Raw genomic sequence first — 19,894 nt, forward strand, 5'->3', positions numbered from 1 at the left:
CAAAGAAGACGCTATTATTATGGATTCGTTTTATTCCGTCAAGCATTTTGTGTCAATTTTTTTAAAAATTCTCAACGAATTTCTTTCCAAGCCATCTTCAGATAGTAGAACATTGACCAAAGCGTTAATACAGATGCGATAAACATCAAGATGTTACCAAAAAAAATCAAATCGAAACCGTGAAAATCTTCTAACCCAATAATCAGCATTAAAATGGCGGCCATTTGCGCGGCGGTTTTAAATTTACCGATTGTCGCTACCGCTACGCTGCTGCGCTTACCCATTTGCGCCATCCATTCGCGCAGAGCGGAAATAGTAATTTCCCGCCCAATGATAATCATGGCGAAGATAACATAAGTACGCCCCAAACTAACCAGCAGTAATAAGGCTACTGCCACCATCAGCTTATCGGCAACGGGATCCAAGAAGGCACCGAAATCGGAAGTTTGTTTCCAACGTCGTGCCAAAAAACCGTCAAACCAATCGGTTACGGCGGCTGCGGCAAAGATAAAGGCCGCAGTCCAGTTGACCGTTTGCGGGTCTATCCAAGACGAAGGCAGGTAAAATAAAATGGTAAAAACAGGGATGAGCAGGACGCGCATCCAAGTCAGAAATATCGGGATATTCCAAGGCATTGTAACGAACCTTTTGTATTATCGGCAAAAACGGCAAAAGATTGCCTGACGGGTCATTATAGCGGATTTATCCGGCAGCCCGAAAATATATGCCGCGATTACGATGATGAGTGTTGTTTTTATATTTCATGGATGTTTGCGCCGAAACACAGTTTGCCATAATGCGTTTGCCCACCCTTTAGGCAACCATGCTTTTTGGCACGGATTTTCCAGAAAACCACTTAAGGCCGTCTGAAAATCTGCCCGTTTGGGCGCATAAGCGGAACAGGGTAAATAGCATGCAGTGTAATAATGCGCCAGCATATCCGCTTGCTGCTCCATATTCAAATCGCTGAAATGGCAAATTGACGATATTTGCGGATAGCGGTATGCCCTGCGCCGAAAATAACCGCCTAGAGCAAACAGACGCAGTCCGGCCAACCAAGTGCGATAACCGTTTTGATATTGCCATACATGCGTCAGCTCATGTATCAGCCATACTTGATGATTGGCACTCTCCAATACAAAATCCGGCGGACAATTACGGCGGGGGAAATAAATATGGCCGTTAGGTGATACGGCAACGCTCAGATTCGGAAGATACGGAATGCCACGATAAATCCTAACCTTTGGATAATCAATGCCGTCTGAAAAAATCCGGCGAGCAGCCGCTATTTCCAGCTCGGTCAAATGCCGCCAATGTTTAGCCATGTTTCGTCTTTCTTTGCCAACAATCGTCTAGCCTACATTGGCTAATATTTTTCAACACGCTTGCCCCTTAAACGATAGCGTTCCAAAACCAAATAAACGAATAACGATATTCTCATATCTTATCGTTAAAGACGTTTTAAAAGGCCGTCTGAAAGAATTTTACCCATTCTTTCAGACGGCCTTGCATCAAACAGTCTCGTTATCAATGCTGTTCTTTATCTGCCGTACCAAACAATTTGTCCATCGGCGTCAGATTAATCGCGTTGCCCTGACTGACAAACCATTTGTTTTCCACGCGCCAAACGCCGGCGGCATCTTCCACACGTACATACCAGTGGTTGGCATGCGCCAACGGTTTGAATACGGCTTCATATCCCATGCGTCCGGCTGTCGGCTCGGCAGATACGGGTTTCAACACGATGGTTTGGTCGTCGGCTTTTTTCGCGGGGTGCATCAGCAGCAGGTTCAGCGGCTGCTTGGCATCAAAATCACCGCTGACAAATACCTTCGCCGCGCTCATGTCCGGACTAATTAACACCTGCGCCTGAATATGGCGTTTAACCGCCTCTTCGTCACGGTGCAGCTGGATGTCGATGTGTTTGCCGTCTTTATAATAGTCGTCCGTTACCAAATCGGTCATGTTTGCTTTGGCCACGAAAAACATCGACACGCTGGCGATGACCACAAAAATTGGCCCCACCATCAGCAGCCACGGCCAAAAATGTTGATACCACGGTTTTACACGCTTGCTTTGTTCCGGCACATTATTCTCCAATAAAGGTTGCTTCTTCTACCAAGGTTTCCGGCTCGGTGCCCTCTTTCAACTCGCGGTAGGTAAATTCAAATTCAATCGGGTGGCTGCCCTTGTCGGCGTATTCCGGAATGGTGGATACCTGCACCGGCACCGTAATAGTTTCCCGCGCCGGAACGCGCAATCCGCCCTCGGGCAAACCGGTCAGCGCGATGTCGTCAAAGCCTTTGACTTTGGCAGTCAGCAACTGGTCGTGTTCGCTGTAATTGAGTACGCGCAGATTATAAGCATTTTCCAGCCAGCCTTTGCTGTTTTCGCGCACCATCACGCCACGGTCTTTCAAAATATCCACTTCCATCGTTGCCCGCATGGACAAACCGACCAAGAAGGCGATAATCACCACCAGCAACACCGCGCCGTAACCGGCCACACGCGGACGCAGCAGGCGTTTTTTAATGTCTTTTTCAGCGTAATCGTACTGCAACGCGCCCTCGGTGGTATAACGAATCAAACCGCGCGGATAACTCATTTTATCCATGATTTCGTCGCAGGCATCAATACAGGCGGCGCAACCGATACACTGGTATTGCAAGCCGTCGCGGATGTCGATACCGACCGGGCAGACCTGCACGCACATGGCGCAGTTGATACAGTCGCCCAAATGGGTTTCCTCTTTGCTGGCGGTTTTCTTACGCGCACCGCGCGGCTCGCCGCGTTCGGCATCGTAGGAAATAATCAGCGTATCGTGGTCGAACATCGCGCTTTGGAAACGCGCATACGGACACATATGCAGGCACACTTTTTCGCGCATGATGTGCGCCAACAGGAAAGTCATGAAGCCGTAGAATGCCGCCGCAAACATCGAACCGCCGCCGGCACTAAAAGTCAGCAAATTGGGCACCAGCTCGCGAATCGGGGTAAACCAACCGGCAAAGGTAATACCCGTCCATGCGCAAAACAGGAAAATCAGCAGATATTTAGTCGCTTTAATGCGGATTTTGGTAAAATTCCACGGAGACTTTTCCAATTTCAGGCGCTTGTTGCGGTCGCCCTCGACCAGATTGTCAATCCACAGCATGACTTCGGTGTAAACTGTCTGCGGGCAGGAGTAGCCGCACCACAAACGTCCGGCAATAGTCGTCCACCAAAACAGGCCGAAGGCGCAAATCATCAGCAGGAGCGCCATGTAAATCAAATCGCCCATGCCCAGCGACAGGCCGAAAATATAAAAATGGCGCTCAGGAATGTCAAACAACACTGCCTGACGGCCGTTCCAGTTGAACCACGGAATCACGAAAAAGACAAACTGCGTAGCCAGCACCGCTGCAATACGCAGCTTGGCAAAGCGCCCTTCCGCTTTTTTCGGATGGATACGCTCGCCCGCTGGATGGATTTGAATCACGCTGGATTTGGGCTTGGCAGTTTTTTTAGGCGCATCAGATTTGGCCTTGGCTTGGGCGGCCGCTTCGGGCGCAGCCTGATGGTTTTGCGACTCATGCTCTTGCGGCGTTTCCGGTTCGCGCGGTTGTGTGTCGGCTGACATTTTGTGTTCCTTTTATATCTTATCTTTTTGACCGATTATTTTCAGACGGCCTTTTTTGCAAACAGAATCATAGCACTTTTTGCAGGCAGGGTCGCCCAAAGCAGCTTGCAAAATATTTCATTTTCATCTAAAATTTTTGCATTAATACAAAAAAGGTTTTGTATGGAGCAATTAAAACCCAAAGGCACAACTGCTGTCAATATCGCCCAATCAATTGAACACCTCATCCGCAACAAAACATGGCCGGCCGGCTACCGCCTGCCGACCGTGCGCCAACTGGCGGAAGAATTGGGCGTCAATCCCAACACCGTTTCCGCCGCTTACCGCCAGCTGCGCAATGTAGGCATTATCGACACCGACGGGCGGCGCGGCAGCTTCGTGCCGGAAAAAACCGAAATCATGCACAGCGAAACCGCCATCCCCGAAGGCTTGGTAGATTTGGCTTCCGGCAATGTGGATCGCACATTACTGCCAGAGCTAAGCGCCGATTTGTTTGAAGGCTACCGCCTGCACACCGATGTCGGCAGCAACGGCGACCACAAAGAATTAATGGCTTTTGTAAAGACGTGGCTAAAAAACAACATCGGCATTGAAACCGATGTCATGTTGCTTTCCAGCACGCTGGACATCATCGAACGCGCCCTTACCCAGCGCTGCATGAGCGGTGCCAAAGTATTGGTGGAAGATCCCTGCTGGCCGCCCCTGCCCGCGCTGCTGGCCGCCTTGCGCTTGGAAGCCGTGCCTGTTGCTTTAGATGAAGAAGGCGCTGTCGTACCTGACTACTTAGACGAAAACGTCGCCGCCGTGATTCTGACCCCGCGTGCGCACAGTCCGACTGGGATTTGTTACAGCGCCGCACGCTGGCAGCAATGGCAAGAACTTCTCAACCGCCACGACGCCATGCTGATTATCGACGACCACTGGGGCGTTTTAAGCAAGCGACCGTTTCCCGGTTTGTCGGGGCTTGATTGCGAATGGATTTATTCCACATCCACCAGCAAATTCCTCGGCACCGATGCGCGTATCGCCATCGCCGCCGGCAACGGCCCGACCCTACAAGCCATGCGCAAACGCTTTACCCTCGGCCCGCGCTGGATTAGCAAACTGCTGCAACACCTGACCTACAAAATCTGGCGCAAATTCGGTTCAGACGGCCTCGAGCGCATTGCCGACAGCTATCAGCAACGCCGCGATTATCTCGCCGAATGCCTGCAACAACACGGTATTCGTTTCCCCGGCGCACACGGCGAAGGCATGCACATCTGGCTGCCTGTTGCCAACGAATCGCAATTAATCCAGTTTCTTGCGGCCAAAGGCTGGGCGGTGCAAAGCTGCGCCCCGTTCAGTTTCCGCAAGCAACCGGCCGTGCGCATTACCGTGAGCAACTTAAGCCTGGACGATTGCCGCCGCTTGGCGGATGATATTGCAGAAACGCTGGCCGTGAGCAAGCAGAATATTTTTTAAAAGCAAGCAACGCTTAAGATAGATATATCAGGCCGTCTGAAAAGAGACCGACCCATCCGCCGGTTTTCAGGCGGCCTTTCTGCCCTATTTCCCCCAATCCCCCATTCTGCGCTTTTTAACCTGCAAATATCCTTGAAACCCCAGCCAAATAAAGCGATAATCGAAAGCGTTGTCTGATTCCCCCAAACGCCCATCAAGAAAGGTACCCAATGTCCCAGCTTGCCAATGCACTCCGCTTCCTCTCCGCCGATGCCGTTCAAAAAGCCAACTCCGGCCACCCCGGTGCGCCGATGGGCATGGCTGAAATGGCGGAAGTGTTGTGGACAAAATTCCTCAACCACAATCCGGCCAACCCGAAATTCTACAACCGCGACCGTTTCGTTTTGTCCAACGGCCATGCCTCCGCCCTGCTGTACAGCCTGCTGCACCTGACCGGCTACAACCTGTCGATTGAAGATTTGAAACAATTCCGTCAGCTGCACAGCAAAACCCCCGGCCATCCCGAATACGGCTACACCGACGGCGTGGAAACCACCACCGGCCCCTTGGGTCAGGGTATCGCCAATGCCGTGGGCATGGCTTTGGCGGAAAAAATCCTCGCCGAAGAGTTTAATAAAGACGGCCTGAATATCGTCGATCACCACACCTACGTTTTCTTGGGCGACGGCTGCCTGATGGAAGGCATTTCCCACGAAGCCTGCTCACTGGCCGGTACGCTGGGCTTGGGCAAACTGGTGGTTTTGTATGACGACAACAACATCTCCATCGACGGCAAGGTGGACGGCTGGTTTACCGAAGACATCCCGCAACGCTTTGAAAGCTACGGCTGGCATGTTATTCCCAATGTCAACGGCCATGATACCGCCGCGCTGCAAGCCGCCATCGAAGCAGCCAAAGCCGAAACCGGCAAGCCTTCCATCATCTGCTGCAAAACCTTAATCGGCAAAGGCGCCGCCACCAAAGAAGGCAGCCACAAAACCCACGGTGCGCCGTTGGGCGTGGAAGAGCTGGAAGCCACCCGCAAACATTTAGACTGGCATTACGGCCCGTTTGAAATTCCGCAGGAAATTTACGACGCTTGGAGCGCCAAAGCCAAAGGTGCAAAACTGGAAGCCGAATGGAACGAATTGTTTGCGCAATACCAAGCCAAATTCCCAAGCGAAGCAGCCGAATTTGTGCGCCGCATGAACCGCGAACTGCCGCAAGGTTACGATGAATATGTTCAGACAGCCTTAAAAGAAGTGTGCGCCAAAGCGGAAAAAATCGCCACCCGCAAAGCCAGCCAAAACAGCATTGAAGTTTTGGCCAAAGTATTGCCGGAATTTGTTGGCGGCTCGGCCGATTTGACGCCTTCCAACCTGACCGACTGGTCAAACAGCGTCTCCGTTACCCGCGAACACGGCGGCAATTACATCCACTACGGCGTGCGCGAATTTGCCATGGGCGCAATGATGAACGGCCTGACTCTGCATGGTGGCGTCAAACCTTTCGGCGCAACCTTCCTGATGTTCAGCGAATACGAGCGCAATGCCCTGCGCATGGCCGCGCTGATGAAAATCAACCCAATTTTCGTGTTTACCCACGACTCCATCGGCTTGGGCGAAGACGGCTCGACCCACCAGCCGGTCGAGCAAACCTCCACCCTGCGCCTGATTCCGAACATGGCCGTATGGCGCCCGTGCGACACCGCCGAATCGCTGGTAGCCTGGTCTGAAGCGGTCAAAGCAGCCGACCATCCGAGCTGCCTGATTTTCAGCCGCCAAAACCTGCCGTTTATCCCACGCAGCGACGCGCAATTAGCCGACATCAAACGCGGCGGCTACGTCATCAGCGCCGCCAAAGAAGGCCAAGTGCAAGCGGTGATTATCGCCACCGGCTCCGAAGTCGAGCTGGCTTTGAACGCGCAAACCGTATTGGCCGAACAAGGCGTGTTCGTCAACGTGGTATCCATGCCGTCCACCAATGTATTTGACAAACAAACGCCGGATTACCAAGCCAGCGTATTGCCTGCCAACCTGCCGAAAATCGCCGTGGAAGCGGGCGTTACCGGCGGCTGGTATAAATATGTCGGCAGCAACGGCGCGGTTATCGGCATCGACCGTTTCGGCGAATCTGCTCCGGCAGAGCAACTGTTTGAACTGTTCGGCTTCACCATTGAGCATGTGGTGAATACTGTGAAAGGTGTGTTGGGTAAATAATCCGGCCTTTACGCAAACAAAATGCCGTCTGAAATTTTCAGACGGCATTTTGTTTGAGACGTAAAAGTGCTTACCCTATGACACCCGGTTACACTTTCTCCGTATGAGGGTTGCCATTATTGACAAGGCCGTCTGAAAACAAAATTGCGCATTCGTTTTCAGACGGCCTTTTTAGGGGGTTTCAAAAACCTTACACCAAATTCTCCAACATCCATTTCACATAACGGCTGACACCCTGCTTCACATCGTAAAATTCACCGGTATAACCTGCTTGGCGCAGCTTGGTAATATCCGCTTGGGTAAAGCTCTGGTATTTGCCTTTAAGCGCGTCGGGGAAGGGAATGTAGCGAATCAGCTCTTCTTTTACCAACTCTTCCAAACTCATTTCTGGTTTGCCCTCGGCGGCGCGGCAGGCGTTGACGGTGGCGGCGGCAAGGTCGTTAAACTGCTGGCTGCGGCCGGTACCCAAATTGAAAATACCGGATAACTGCGGATTGTCGAAGAAATACAGGTTCACTTTGGCCACGTCTTCCACGCTGACAAAATCGCGGGTCTGCTCGCCGTTGCCGTAGCCGCCGTTCGCGCCAAACAGGTTGACATAGCCGTGTTCGCGGTATTGGTTGAAATGGTGGAAGGCCACCGACGCCATGCGGCCTTTGTGCTGCTCCATTTGGCCGTACACATTGAAATAGCGGAAACCGACCACTTGCGCGGTCAAGCCGTGCGCCATGCGGCGGCGCAATACTTGGTCAAACAGGAATTTGGAATAACCATAGACATTCAGCGGTTTTTCCAATTCGCGTTTTTCTTCAAACACTTTGCCCTTGCCGTATACCGCCGCGCTGGAGGCGTAAAGAAACGGAATGCGCTCATCCTGACACCAGTCGAGCAAATCCAGCGTGTATTGGTAGTTGTTGTCCATCATATACAGGCCGTCGTGGTTCATGGTGTCGGAACACGCGCCTTCATGAAACACGGCTTGAATATCGTCATACGGCAGGATATGCGCGCGCACTTGGCGGATAAATTCATGCTTGTCGAGGTAATGGCTGATTTCGCACTCAGCCAGATTTTTGAATTTTTCGCCTTTGGTGAGGTTATCCACGGCGACAATGTCGGTAATGCCGCGCTCATTCAAGGCTTTGACGATGTTGCTGCCGATAAAGCCGGCTGCGCCGGTCACGATGATGGTCATGCTTTTTCCTTTTTGTTTGTTCAGACGGCCTTCTATGCATGGTGGCCGTCTGAAAAAGTGATAACACGATAATACTTATTGCTCTGCCAAGGCTTTTCCCAATTCCTCAAACGAGCAGACCGCCGTACCCACTTTTGCCACCACCACACCGGCAGCGGTATTGGCCAGGTGCATGGCTTCCGACGGGGCGAAACCGACCGCCAAACCCAAGCCCATGCAGGCAATCACGGTATCGCCCGCGCCGGACACGTCATAGACTTCCTGCGCACGGGTCGGCTGGTGCAGTGGCTCGCCGTCGCCAAACAGGGTCATGCCCTCTTCGCTGCGGGTCAGCAAAATGGCGTGTAAATCCAAATGGCGGCGCAGCGATTGCGCTTTATCTGCCAACTCCGTTTCGCTTTTCCAACTGCCGATAACTTCTTTCAGCTCGGCGCGGTTGGGGGTAATCAGGGTCGCACCGGCGTATTTTTCGTAGTCGCTGCCCTTGGGATCGACCAGCACAGCTTTGCCCGCGTGTTTCGCCCAGTCAATCATATCCGCGATATGCGTCAGCCCGCCTTTGCCGTAATCGGAAAAAATCACCACATCGTAATCGGGCAAAATGGCGCGGTATTGCGCCTTGACCTGCTCCAACACTTCATAATGCGGCAGCTCTTCAAAATCCAAACGGATAAGCTGCTGGTTACGCGCCACCACGCGCAATTTGACCGTCGTGGCGATTTCCGCATCGCGCATCAGATAAGCCGCCACACCGTCTTGCGCCATCAATTTATCCAGCGCGTCAGCCGCTTCGTCTTTGCCCGTTACCGACAAAAGTCCCGCTTTACCGCCCAATGAAGCGATATTACGCGCCACGTTTGCCGCCCCGCCCGCACGTTGGTCGATTTGGCTGATTTTCGCCACGGGTACGGGCGCTTCCGGCGAAATGCGGGCAACATCACCAAACCAATAGCGGTCGAGCATGACATCGCCGACCACCAATACTTTAGCTTGGGCAAAACGGGCTTTCAAAGCCTCAGAAGACAGGTTTGCAAACATATTCTCTATCTTTTGTTTTCAGTATTTTTAGCAACAGCAAAACCGCTGTCGTCATATTATTTTCAGACGGCCTTTATTTAAACGGCAAAATGCGGTTGAACAATACATCCACCAAGCTGACCATCACCGTAGCCGTCGGTAGCGCAATCAACACCGCCACGCGCCAGTTGCGCAACCATTCGCCGAGAAAGGCCGAATCGAAACCATGCCGCACAGCCGTCATGCTGAATGACATACACAACGACATGGCAAAAACAGTGGAAACAATCCGCAACGGTTTATACCATTTTTTGCTGATGTTCATAGCCGTTTCCTTTATTCAAGGCCGTCTGAAAATTTATCTTTGGTGCAGATGACCATACATCAGGCGTTCGCCACCGCATTCACTTCGCGCAACACCGCAATCGGGTCGGCCGCTTGCGTAACCGGACGCCCCATCACCAAATAAGTCGAACCTGCCGCCAACGCTTGCGCCGGGGTCATAATGCGGCGCTGATCATCGTTATTACCGGCGATATCCAAGCGGATACCCGGCGTCACCAAAACAAATTCACTGCCCAAAGCACGGCGCAGCGGCGCGGCTTCCAGCGCGGAGCAGACCACGCCGTCGAGACCCGAGCTTTGCGCCAATGTCGCCAAGCGCAACACCTGCTCTTCAATCGGGGCGGTTACGCCAACTTCGGCCAGCTCGCTCTGTTCCATACTGGTTAACACGGTTACGCCAATCAGCAGCGGTTTGTTGCCGGCATTAGCCACCACCTCGGCAGCGGCTTCCATCATACGGCGGCCGCCTGAAGCGTGCAAATCCACCATCCATACGCCCATGTCGGCCGCCACTTTGCAGGCCTGCGCCACGGTGTTGGGAATATCATGGTATTTCAAATCGAGAAACAGCTTAAAACCTTGATTAATCAGGCTTTCCGCCAATCTACGGCCGGTAGAGGTAAACAGCTCTTTGCCGATTTTGAGCTGGCACAAGCCCGGATCGAGCGTGCGCACGAATTTCAGCGTATCGGCCTCATTGGGAAAATCCAGCGCCACAATCACGGGCGTGCGCTGCTCTGGAGTTTGAAAGTCGGTAATCAAAGGGTTCATCGCATTTCCATTCGGTATTTCAGATGGCCTAACGGGTTTTTCTGACGGGTTTTCAAGACGCCAGCGGCACACATTGCCACACCCGTGCGCTCACGCAGCCGCATGTTTATCATTAGGCCTGATTTTAACAGCTTTTGCGCAAAAGCCATACACAAAGGCCGTCTGAACAGGTGTTAAAACGAAACCGAAAATTTCTATCACACCTTTTCAGACGGCCTGAGAATCAGCCGGAACTTATTTGCCCAATGCCATCAATACTTCAGCTTTCACCGCGTCAACGGCTTGCGTGCCGTCCACTTTGATGTATTTGGGCGCGTGTTCGCCGGTCAGTTTGCTGTAAAAACCCACCAAGACTTCGGTTTGGTCGTGATACACGGCCAAGCGTTTTTTGACGGTTTCTTCTTTGTCGTCGTCGCGCTGAATCAAATCTTCGCCGGTTACGTCGTCTTTACCTTCCGCTTTGGGCGGATTGTAGCTGATGTGGTAGGTACGGCCGGAAGGCAGGTGCACGCGGCGGCCGCTCATGCGGTCAACAATCACGCTGTCGGGCACGTCGATTTCCACCACGGCGTCCAAGTCCACGCCCGCTTCCACCATCGCTTCGGCTTGCGCCAAAGTGCGCGGGAAACCGTCAAACAAAAAGCCGTCTTTGCAATCGTCTTGCGCAATGCGTTCTTTGACCATACCGATGATGATGTCGTCGCGCACCAAGCCGCCTTCATCGATGATTTTTTTCGCTTCCAAACCCAGCGGCGTACCGGCTTTAATCGCCGCACGCAGCATGTCGCCGGTGGAAATTTGCGGAATACCGAACGCAGCGGTAATAAATTGCGCCTGAGTGCCTTTGCCTGCGCCCGGTGCGCCTAATAACAATACTTTCATGAACATTCCTTTGAGTGGTTAAGTTTAATGGGAAACAGTTTGACTAATTGGCTTGAAACACCGCCCGTACCCGATCCAAATCTTCCTGCGTATCCACACCGGCGGCAGGGGCTTGGGCAGTGATTTCCACCGCAATCGGGAAGCCGTGCCACAACACGCGCAGCTGCTCCAGCGATTCGGTGGTTTCCAAGGGCGACACGCTCATTTCGGCGTAGCGTTGCAAGAAACCGGCGCGGTAGGCGTAAATCCCGATATGGCGCAGCGGCGCAGCCTCGGGCAGTTTGCGCTCGCCTTTGAGCATGGAATCGCGCGGATAGGCAATCGGAGCGCGGCTGAAATACAGCGCGTTGCGGTTTTTATCCAAGACGACTTTGACAACATTCGGATTCATAAACTCGTCGAAATCATGCAATTCGTGCGCGGCGGTAGCCATCTGCACATTGTTTTCCACCAGCGTTTCCGCCGTGCGGTTGATGAGTTCGGGATCAATTAGCGGCTCATCGCCCTGAACGTTGACCACAATCAGATGTTGCGGCAGTTTCAGCTTCGCGGCGGCTTCGGCCAGACGGGTGCTGCCGCTTTCGTGTTTATCAGAAGTCAGCACGACTTCCACGCCGTGCGCTTCGCAGGCCGTCTGAATATCGGCATGATCGGTTGCCACCACGATACGCGCCGCCTTGCTTTTGGCTGCCTGCTCCGCCACGCGCACCACCATAGGCTTGCCGTGGATGTCGGCCAATGCCTTGCCCGGCAGGCGCGAAGACGACAGGCGGGCAGGAATCAATACGACGAATTCGGTCATGCGTGCAATTCCTCTTCAGTCAGCGCGCGCGCTTCGTTTTCCAACATATAAGGAATGCCGTCGCGGATGGGATAGGCCAATTTCGCCTGACGGCTCCACAATTCCTGCGTGTCTTGGTGGTATTCCAATTTGCCTTTGGTAACGGGGCAGACGAGGATGTCTAAGAATTTTTTTTCCATATTCGGTCTTTCAGTTTCGGGTATTGATGCCGCTTTTCAGACGGCCTAACACAAACGCCGCCAAATCAGGTTCGATTATCGCACAAATAGGCAGCACCCACACATTTTCCGTATCTTGGCCGTCTGAAATTTTTACCGCGTCTTTTTCGGTAATAATGACCGCGTCAGTACGCGGAAAATCCTCCGGATTCACATCGGCATGATCGGGCAGTGCGACGGTTTGCGCCAAGGGCAGCCCCATGCCGCGCAAGGTGTTAAAAAAACGCTCCGGCTTGGCGATACCGGCGACGGCGGCGATGGTCGCCTTTGCATGATTCAGACGGCCTGAATCCCATTTTTCGGCAGGCCGGTTCAAACGGTAAATCTGCCCCGCCGCCACGCTGCTGTAAAACAGGTTTTCAGACGACCTAAACGCGCCGTCGGCGTTTTCCCGTCCGCCGCTGATAACGACTGCATCCACCGAAGCCAAGCGCGACAAAGGTTCGCGCAAACCGCCGTTGGGCAGCAAATCCAAATCCTGCCGTCCGGTATCGGCGGCGGGAAAGACGGCGATTTCCAAGTCGCGCTGTAAGGCGTAATGCTGCAAACCGTCATCGGCGACGATGATGTCCAAGTCGGGGAACACCGCCAGCAGCGCCCTGCCCGCTTCGGCGCGGCGGCTGCCCACGGCGGTGGGCGCACCGGTTTGGCGGTAGAGCAGCAAAGGCTCGTCCCCTGCCTGCGCCGCCGTGCTGCGGTCAGTCAAAACATGTATATCTTTGCTTTCACGCCCGTAACCCCGGCTGATAATGCCGACCTTCATGCCTTTTTGCTGCAAGCCCGACACCAACGCGGACACCACTGGCGTTTTGCCCGTACCGCCTGCATGGATATTGCCTACCACGACCACGGGCACGGGCAATTTTTCGCTTTTCAGACGGCCTGACAAAAAATCGCGCCGCCGTTTGGCGGCAATCCGGGCAAACAGGCAGGAAAAAGGCCGCAACAGACAGCTTAAAACGTGATTGGGCTGTTGCCAGTGGCGTTCGATGATTTCATGAAGTTTAGGCATGGTCGGCTTCCGGCGCTGCGGTTGTTTCTTTTACCAAGCCGTCCAACATGCCGAATTCGCGGCGGAACGACCAAGCCATCATATCGTGTACCAAATCGGTATAGGGGTGCGGCGCGGCGGTAAAACAATGCCCTACTCTTGGCGCGACAAACAGCTCGCACGGCACGCCTGCCCGCAGTAGCCGTTGGCCGTATTCCAGCGCAGAATCGCGCAAGGTATCGTATTCGGCCATGATAATCATGGTTGCCCCCAAGCCGGCGACATCGTGACAGAATTTGGGAAAGGCGTAGTATGAAGGCTGCTGCCCATTGTAACCGCCCAAATAAGCAGCTTCCGAACCGGCCGCTTTTTCATCCGGGCCCATTTTGAAACGGATAAGCTGTTGGAACGACATGCTTTCGGCAATGGCGGTATCCACGGTCGGGCAGTTCATCACCGTTAAGGCCGGTTGCTGCTCGCCTCTGTCGCGCAGATACAGCGCTAATCCGCCCGCCAAATTGCCGCCCGCGCTGGAGCCGTGTATGCCGATACGCTTGCCGTCGCCGCCCCACTCATGCCCGTGCGCCTGCAAATAGCGGTAAGCGGTATGGCAATCTTCCAGCGGCGCAGGAAAATGAACGCCGTCTTTTCCCGCCAAACGGTATTCAACGGCAACCACAATCGCAGGTACCCGTTCGGCCAAGGCAATACACCGTGCATTATCAATATCCAGCGAACCGGCCACAAAGCCGCCGCCGTGAATATCTAAAATAAATGGAGCAGATTCGGGTAAACCGGCGGGTTTGAATATCCGCAATTTCAGCGTTTGCCCGACTTCTGCGCCCGCAATCAGCGTATCGGTCATGCTCATGCCCGGCGGCAGGGTAAAATCCAGCAATGCTTTGCTTTGCGCGGCTTTATGCGCCGCCGTTGTTGCGCTGCCGTCCGACAGATAGCTGTAAAGATGGTCTTCATAACCCGGGAAAGCCTTGATTTGCATGGTATCCTTCTTTCGTTGTGTCAACGCAAATGCCCAATCAAGCCTTATTGTATGCAAGAAACGGCCGTCTGAAAATGTTTCCGTGTCCGCTAAAAACGATACTGCGCTTTGCCTGTATGGTTAAAACTGATTTTATTTTGCCGCACCAATGCGTCAATCATTTTATCCGCCTGCGTCTTGTCTATTTTAAGAAAATTCTGCATGGAATTTAATAAGCGCTCGCGGCTGGCGGGTTTGTTTTTGGCAAATTTTTGGAAAAAAGCAGCGGCGTGTTTGACCGCCTGCGCGTCATTATTCTGCCCAGCTTTATCCGGCGCTGCCGCCTCTTTTTGCGGAAACGGCGCATACGTGATTTTATCGTTTTCAATGCGCAAGATATTTCGCTTGCGGCAATAGGCCAAAATATCCTGAACGGTAGATTCCTCTACCTCCAAACAAAAAATCCGCGCCTGCGAGCGCACCACATTCTGCGCTGCGGTAACGCTTTTAGGCTTTGCCTGCGCCAATGTCTCGCTCAAGCGCTTTAAAATGCTGTCGCCATCCAAATGATAGCAAACGCGTGATCCGCCGTTTTCACGGGAAATCAGGCCTTTATTGGCCATTTTCGTCCATACCTGTTCAATCACTTCTTTTTTGTATGGCAATTCCAAATGCGCAAATTCTTCAAACGCCTCTTGCAACAGCCGGAACAACCGCCCGTAAAAGTTATGCCACAATTCAGCGCGGAAAGCATTTGGTTGGATAAATGTTTGCACCACTTTTTGGGCACACCGGTTGATGAAGTCAGTACTTTGGTAAAGTGGTACGGGCGTTGCCGCCGCTTCGCCCTTCTCTTCCTGAACTGCTTCGGCTTTTTTCTCCGAAACCAGCGCGTTCATTTCCTGAATGTCAGCATACCGCGCAACGCTACGGCACAGCTTGCTGTGGGTCAAATGCTCCACCAAGACATCATAGCCGCCGTCCCGCGACAATATGCAAATGTCTGCCGCTTTATCCTGCTCGGTAATCCGCCCCAAATAGTAAGACAGGTAAAAATCCAAGGCATTTTTACCGCTGCGGACAATCCGCACGAAATGCACGTTTTTGCCGAATCTGCACAAAGCCTCGCACAGCTCGAGCGGTAGCGTTTTTTGCTGCAATACGCCTAAAAACAGCCAAATATGGCCGTTTTCATCCAACTGGTTAAACTGCGCCGCATCGGGCTGGACGTTTTCAAAATCAATCAATAGATGTTTCATGGTTTCTCCCCGTATTGTTTATAAAAATATAGCCATAAAATGGATTATGAATATATCATTAAAACCATTATCTGAAAATATGCCCACCTCCAAGGCCGTCTGAAAACCTTTATAATCGCGATATTCCGACTTTTACCGAACCATCATGACCGAACTTTTCTCCCCCTCTTCCCTTTCCGTTTCCGAACTCAACGCGCTGGCTAAAAATCTGCTGGAAGACCACCTCAGCGGCCTGTGGGTGGCGGGCGAGGTGTCGAATCTGACCCGCGCCGCCAGCGGGCATTATTATTTTTCGCTCAAAGACAGCCGTGCGCAGGTGCGCTGCGCCATGTTTAAGGGCACGGCTTCGCGTTTGGCCGCGCCACTCAAAGAAGGCGATCACATCGAGGTATCGGGCAGAATCAGCATTTACGAGGCGCGCGGCGAATTTCAGATTACAGTCAACGAAGTGCGGCTGATGGGTTTGGGGCGGCTGTATGAGGCGTATGAGCGGCTGAAGGCGCAGTTGCAGGCCGAGGGCGTGTTTGCGGTGGAACGCAAACGGCCGCTGCCCGAGCGTCCCCGCGCCATCGGCATTGTTACCAGCCTGGCGGCGGCGGCTTTGCGCGATGTGGTAACAACTTTGCGGCGGCGTGCGCCGGAAATTCCGGTTATCGTCTATCCGACGCCGGTGCAGGGCGCAGGCAGCGAATTGCAGATTGCGCAAGCCATTCAGACGGCCTCGGCGCGCAATGAGGCGGATGTGTTGATTGTGTGTCGCGGCGGCGGCAGCATTGAGAATTTGTGGGCGTTTAACGAAGCGCCGATGGTACGCGCCATCGAGCATTGCGCCATGCCGGTGGTCAGCGGCGTGGGGCATGAAACCGATTTTACGCTGGCGGATTTTGTCGCCGATGTGCGTGCGCCGACACCGACCGGCGCGGCGGAGCTGGTCAGCCCCAACCGCATGGAAACGCTGGCGAAGCTCTCGCAGGTGCAAGGCCGTCTGCAAGAGGTGTTACAGCAGCGCTATTACGACGCCAGCCAGCGCGTCGATTGGCTGGCACGGCAAATCCGCCACCCGCGTCAAAAGCTGGGCGAACAGCGCATTTACCAGCAAACCTTAAACCAAAACCTGCGTTTTGCCATGCAGCAAAACCGCCGCTTCCACGCGCAACAGCTTGAGCAGCAACAACAAGTCTTGCAGCACCTGCGCCCCGACATCAGCCAAGCCAAGCGCGAAGTGGCGCAATTTCAGACGGCCTTGGCGCAGTCGTTCCAAAATCTTTTGCAACAACGCCGCCATACCCTAGAAAAGCAAACCGCCCTGCTGGAAGCTGTGTCGCCGCAGCAGATTTTGCAACGCGGTTTCGCCGTGGTCAAAAACACGCGCGGGCAGGTGGTGCGCTCGGCCGCAGCCTTAAAACAGGGGCAGAAGTTGAGCATTACCTTTGCCGACGGCGAAACCGACGTGCGCGTTACCCGCGAGCAAGCGCAGGCGGATTTGTTTGATTTGGCGTAACAGGCGCAAAGCCAAGCCAACGCTTGGGGTATATGCCGTCTGAAATTTTCAGACGGCATTTTTACCGCCCACCAAACCCATTTTCAGACGGCCTTGCCGCAACCAAGACGGTTTGACCCAAAGCAGGTATAATCAATTATCCACGCTGCCCGTCGGCAGCCGCTTTTTAGGAACGTTTTATGCACACCCCTGAAAATCCGAATGCGCAACCTAATCCGGGTTCGCGCCCGTCGCTGCGGCACAACAGCATTTATCTGCTGCCCAATTCGTTTACCATTGCCGCGCTGTTTTGCGCGTTTTACGCCATTACCCAATCCATGCACGGTCATTACGAAACGGCGGCAATTGCGGTGTTTATTTCCATGCTGCTCGATGGCATGGACGGCCGCGTCGCCCGCCTGACCAACAGCCAAAGCGCGTTTGGCGAGCAGCTCGACAGCTTGGCCGATATGGTCAGCTTCGGCGTAGCGCCCGCGCTGATTGCCTACAAATGGCAGCTGTGGCAATTTGGCAAAATCGGTTATACCGTGGCCTTTATCTATTGCGCCTGCGCCGCGCTGCGCCTGGCTTTGTTTAACACCCTTATCGGCAAGGTGGATAAACGCTGGTTTATCGGTATTCCCAGCCCGACGGCCGCCGCACTGATTGTCGGCCTGATTTGGGTTAACCACAGTGTCGAGCGTTTTCCGTATGTCGAATGGTGGGCGCTGGGCATTACCCTGTTTGCCGGTTTGTCGATGATTGTGCAGATTCCGTTTTGGAGTTTCAAAGAAATCAACATCCAGCGCAAAGTGCCGTTTATGGGCATGGTGTTGGCGGTATTGGTGCTGCTGCTGGTAACTTGGGAACCGGCGCTGGTTTTATTCTTATTTTTCTTCGGGTACAGCCTGTCGGGTTATGTGATGGCAGTACGCCGCTGGTGGCGCCGCAAGCGTAGAAAGGCCGTCTGAAACATGTGGCAGCCTGATGTGATTTTGACCATGCTGGCGGTGGGGGCGCTGTCGGGGCTGATTGCCGGTTTGTTCGGCGTCGGCGGCGGCTTGGTGTTGGTGCCGGCAATGTTGTGGATTTTGCAGCTGCAAGGTTTGGAAAGCGCCTACGACCAGCACTTGGCCATCGGTACAACCTTTGCCGTGATGATGTTCACCACGCTATCCAGCATGTGGGCGCAGCATAAAAAGCAGGCAGTCGATTGGAAAGTCGTCCTCCTGATGGCGCCGGGCATGATTGGCGGCGCACTCCTCGGCTCGCTGGTATCGAAATATCTGCCGCAACAAGGTTTGCAGCTGTTTTTTATCGCCTTTACCGTCATCATGGCAATTAAAGTATTAACCAACGCCAAACCCAAACCCTCCCGCGCCTTACCCGGCCGAACGGTATTAACCGGCGTCGGCGGCGTGTTCGGCATGATTTCCAGCTGGGTTGGGATTGGTGGCGGTTCTCTGTCGGTACCGTTTCTGATGTATTGCAATGTTCCCGTCCACCGCGCCATTGGCACGTCTTCCGGCCTGACTTGGCCGATTGCCGTGACCGGTGCAATCGGCTATCTGCTTGCCGGTTTGGAAACCGACGACCTGCCCGCCGGAACATGGGGTTTTTGGTATCTGCCCACCGTTGTCATTTTGAGCATTGCCACCGTCTTGTTTGCGCCCCTAGGCGTGAAGCTGGCGCATAAACTGCCGCCGAAAAAGCTGACCACCGCTTTCGGATTGCTGCTGCTGTTTATCGCCATCCGCCTGCTATGGCGCATGTATGCAGAATAATCATAGACAAGGCCGTCTGAAATATTTTCAGACGGCCTTTATTAGTTTCGTTTATACAAAAAAATCAGTGATTTCTACAAGAATCTAAAACGCGCCCTCAATGGTGCAAACCAAACATCCGCCACAGCTGCCACAGCGCCCAAGCCGCCACCAATAATCCCGCGATCAACCTGACCTTGCGGTTTTGCAAAAATCCTTTCAACTGCGCCGCAAAAAAGCCCATTGCCAGCAGATTGGGCAACGTACCCAGCGCAAACGCCAGCAGATACAACCCACCCTTGAGTGCGCCGCCGCTGCCCAGTGCGTATAACGACGCGCTGTACACCAAGCCGCACGGCAGCCAGCCCCACAGCAAACCCACGCCGAAGCAAGCCGGAACGGATTTAATCGGCAATAATTTGTTTAGCAAGGGATTCAAGCGTTTCCACACCGGTTTGCCCAGCGCCTCGATTTTGGTGGCGGCGCTGGAAAGCCCGGCCAAATACAGCCCCAGCAGCAGCAAGAGAATATTGGCAAAGGTAAACAAGGCCGTCTGAACCGTGCGCGTATTGTCCAGCAGCATGCCCGTTTGTCCGAGCAAGCCCATCAGTGCGCCAATCAAAACATAGCTGCTGATACGCCCGAGGTTGAGCAAGACAATCAGGCTGAATCGGTTGATGTGCGGCGGCAGTTGCAGCGCGAAGGCACTAGAGAGCCCGCCGCACATGCCGACGCAGTGTCCGCCGCCGAAAAAGCCGAGCAGAAATAATGTGAATAAGGTAATGTCGCCGTTCATGGCCGTGCCGTGGGAAAAGGTTAGGGGCTGTACTAGATAATTAGAGCAAATTACCTTTTACTAACTGTTTCAAAATAGAAATTTGAGATTTTATTTCACTGTTGTTAAAACGCCA

20 protein-coding genes and 1 pseudogene are annotated in these 19,894 nt (G+C 53.5%); 5 read left to right on the plus strand and 16 right to left on the minus strand.

The window, feature by feature from the left end:
• Positions 1–71 precede the first annotated feature (71 nt).
• The 4 genes from pgsA to ccoG all read right to left on the minus strand — a co-directional run bounded on the left by pgsA (position 72) and on the right by ccoG (position 3,619).
• Positions 72–635, minus strand: a complete 564-nt coding sequence (pgsA, locus tag J2T37_RS08285; protein WP_253355131.1) for a CDP-diacylglycerol--glycerol-3-phosphate 3-phosphatidyltransferase — start codon at positions 633–635, stop codon at positions 72–74.
• 126 nt (positions 636–761) lie between these two features.
• Entirely contained in the window at positions 762–1,325 is a 564-nt protein-coding gene (locus tag J2T37_RS08290) for a type IV secretion protein Rhs (protein WP_253355132.1), read from the minus strand.
• A 202-nt stretch (positions 1,326–1,527) separates the two neighbouring features.
• Complete coding sequence (locus J2T37_RS08295; RefSeq protein ID WP_367398810.1) at positions 1,528–2,088, minus strand: FixH family protein; 561 nt, start codon at positions 2,086–2,088, stop codon at positions 1,528–1,530.
• Position 2,089: 1 nt separating this feature from the next.
• Positions 2,090–3,619, minus strand: coding sequence for a cytochrome c oxidase accessory protein CcoG (gene ccoG / locus J2T37_RS08300; protein WP_253355133.1), 1,530 nt, complete (start codon positions 3,617–3,619; stop codon positions 2,090–2,092).
• A 162-nt stretch (positions 3,620–3,781) separates the two neighbouring features.
• On the opposite strand from ccoG, the gene J2T37_RS08305 reads away from it, so the two are divergent.
• Both J2T37_RS08305 and tkt read left to right on the plus strand, forming a co-directional pair.
• A complete protein-coding gene (locus tag J2T37_RS08305) occupies positions 3,782–5,083 on the plus strand; it encodes an aminotransferase class I/II-fold pyridoxal phosphate-dependent enzyme (RefSeq protein ID WP_253355134.1) in 1,302 nt (433 codons plus the stop codon).
• Positions 5,084–5,292: 209 nt separating this feature from the next.
• Positions 5,293–7,281 (plus strand): transketolase, encoded by a 1,989-nt coding sequence (gene tkt / locus J2T37_RS08310; RefSeq protein WP_253355135.1) that lies wholly within the window; start codon positions 5,293–5,295, stop codon positions 7,279–7,281.
• Positions 7,282–7,471: 190 nt separating this feature from the next.
• Here tkt and rfaD read toward each other — a convergent pair whose 3' ends face one another.
• The 10 genes from rfaD to J2T37_RS08360 all read right to left on the minus strand — a co-directional run bounded on the left by rfaD (position 7,472) and on the right by J2T37_RS08360 (position 15,740).
• Complete coding sequence (gene rfaD / locus J2T37_RS08315; protein ID WP_253355136.1) at positions 7,472–8,476, minus strand: ADP-glyceromanno-heptose 6-epimerase; 1,005 nt, start codon at positions 8,474–8,476, stop codon at positions 7,472–7,474.
• 75 nt (positions 8,477–8,551) lie between these two features.
• Positions 8,552–9,514 (minus strand): D-glycero-beta-D-manno-heptose-7-phosphate kinase, encoded by a 963-nt coding sequence (rfaE1, locus tag J2T37_RS08320; RefSeq protein WP_253355137.1) that lies wholly within the window; start codon positions 9,512–9,514, stop codon positions 8,552–8,554.
• 73 nt (positions 9,515–9,587) lie between these two features.
• A complete protein-coding gene (locus tag J2T37_RS08325; protein ID WP_253355138.1) occupies positions 9,588–9,818 on the minus strand; it encodes a DUF2798 domain-containing protein in 231 nt (76 codons plus the stop codon).
• A 59-nt stretch (positions 9,819–9,877) separates the two neighbouring features.
• Positions 9,878–10,609, minus strand: a complete 732-nt coding sequence (gene pyrF, locus J2T37_RS08330; RefSeq protein WP_253355139.1) for an orotidine-5'-phosphate decarboxylase — start codon at positions 10,607–10,609, stop codon at positions 9,878–9,880.
• 234 nt (positions 10,610–10,843) lie between these two features.
• Positions 10,844–11,491: an adenylate kinase gene (gene adk / locus J2T37_RS08335; protein WP_253355140.1), complete on the minus strand. Its 648-nt coding sequence runs from the start codon at positions 11,489–11,491 to the stop codon at positions 10,844–10,846.
• A 43-nt stretch (positions 11,492–11,534) separates the two neighbouring features.
• Positions 11,535–12,293 (minus strand): 3-deoxy-manno-octulosonate cytidylyltransferase, encoded by a 759-nt coding sequence (gene kdsB / locus J2T37_RS08340; RefSeq protein WP_253355141.1) that lies wholly within the window; start codon positions 12,291–12,293, stop codon positions 11,535–11,537.
• A complete protein-coding gene (locus J2T37_RS08345; protein ID WP_253355142.1) occupies positions 12,290–12,472 on the minus strand; it encodes a Trm112 family protein in 183 nt (60 codons plus the stop codon). The genes kdsB and J2T37_RS08345 overlap by 4 nt, the downstream gene beginning before the upstream one ends.
• 10 nt (positions 12,473–12,482) lie before the next feature.
• Entirely contained in the window at positions 12,483–13,523 is a 1,041-nt protein-coding gene (lpxK, locus tag J2T37_RS08350) for a tetraacyldisaccharide 4'-kinase (protein WP_253355143.1), read from the minus strand.
• Entirely contained in the window at positions 13,516–14,502 is a 987-nt protein-coding gene (locus tag J2T37_RS08355; RefSeq protein ID WP_253355144.1) for an alpha/beta hydrolase, read from the minus strand. The genes lpxK and J2T37_RS08355 overlap by 8 nt, the downstream gene beginning before the upstream one ends.
• Positions 14,503–14,591: 89 nt before the next feature.
• Positions 14,592–15,740 (minus strand): PIN domain-containing protein, encoded by a 1,149-nt coding sequence (locus tag J2T37_RS08360; protein WP_253355145.1) that lies wholly within the window; start codon positions 15,738–15,740, stop codon positions 14,592–14,594.
• A 145-nt stretch (positions 15,741–15,885) separates the two neighbouring features.
• Between J2T37_RS08360 and xseA the strand changes: the two genes are divergently transcribed.
• The 3 genes from xseA to J2T37_RS08375 all read left to right on the plus strand — a co-directional run bounded on the left by xseA (position 15,886) and on the right by J2T37_RS08375 (position 19,004).
• Positions 15,886–17,241, plus strand: coding sequence for an exodeoxyribonuclease VII large subunit (xseA, locus tag J2T37_RS08365; protein ID WP_253355146.1), 1,356 nt, complete (start codon positions 15,886–15,888; stop codon positions 17,239–17,241).
• 179 nt (positions 17,242–17,420) lie between these two features.
• Complete coding sequence (pssA, locus tag J2T37_RS08370) at positions 17,421–18,191, plus strand: CDP-diacylglycerol--serine O-phosphatidyltransferase (protein WP_253355147.1); 771 nt, start codon at positions 17,421–17,423, stop codon at positions 18,189–18,191.
• 3 nt (positions 18,192–18,194) lie between these two features.
• Complete coding sequence (locus J2T37_RS08375) at positions 18,195–19,004, plus strand: sulfite exporter TauE/SafE family protein (protein ID WP_253355148.1); 810 nt, start codon at positions 18,195–18,197, stop codon at positions 19,002–19,004.
• 97 nt (positions 19,005–19,101) lie between these two features.
• On the opposite strand, the gene J2T37_RS08380 is transcribed toward J2T37_RS08375, so the two are convergent.
• Together J2T37_RS08380 and J2T37_RS08385 are read right to left on the minus strand one after the other, a co-directional pair.
• Entirely contained in the window at positions 19,102–19,779 is a 678-nt protein-coding gene (locus tag J2T37_RS08380) for a sulfite exporter TauE/SafE family protein (RefSeq protein ID WP_253355149.1), read from the minus strand.
• A 40-nt stretch (positions 19,780–19,819) separates the two neighbouring features.
• A pseudogene (locus tag J2T37_RS08385) lies at positions 19,820–19,894 on the minus strand (IS1595 family transposase); the annotation flags it as partial.

The organism is Neisseria perflava (assembly GCF_024170405.1).
In the GTDB taxonomy this organism is placed as follows: Bacteria; Pseudomonadota; Gammaproteobacteria; order Burkholderiales; family Neisseriaceae; genus Neisseria; species Neisseria perflava_B.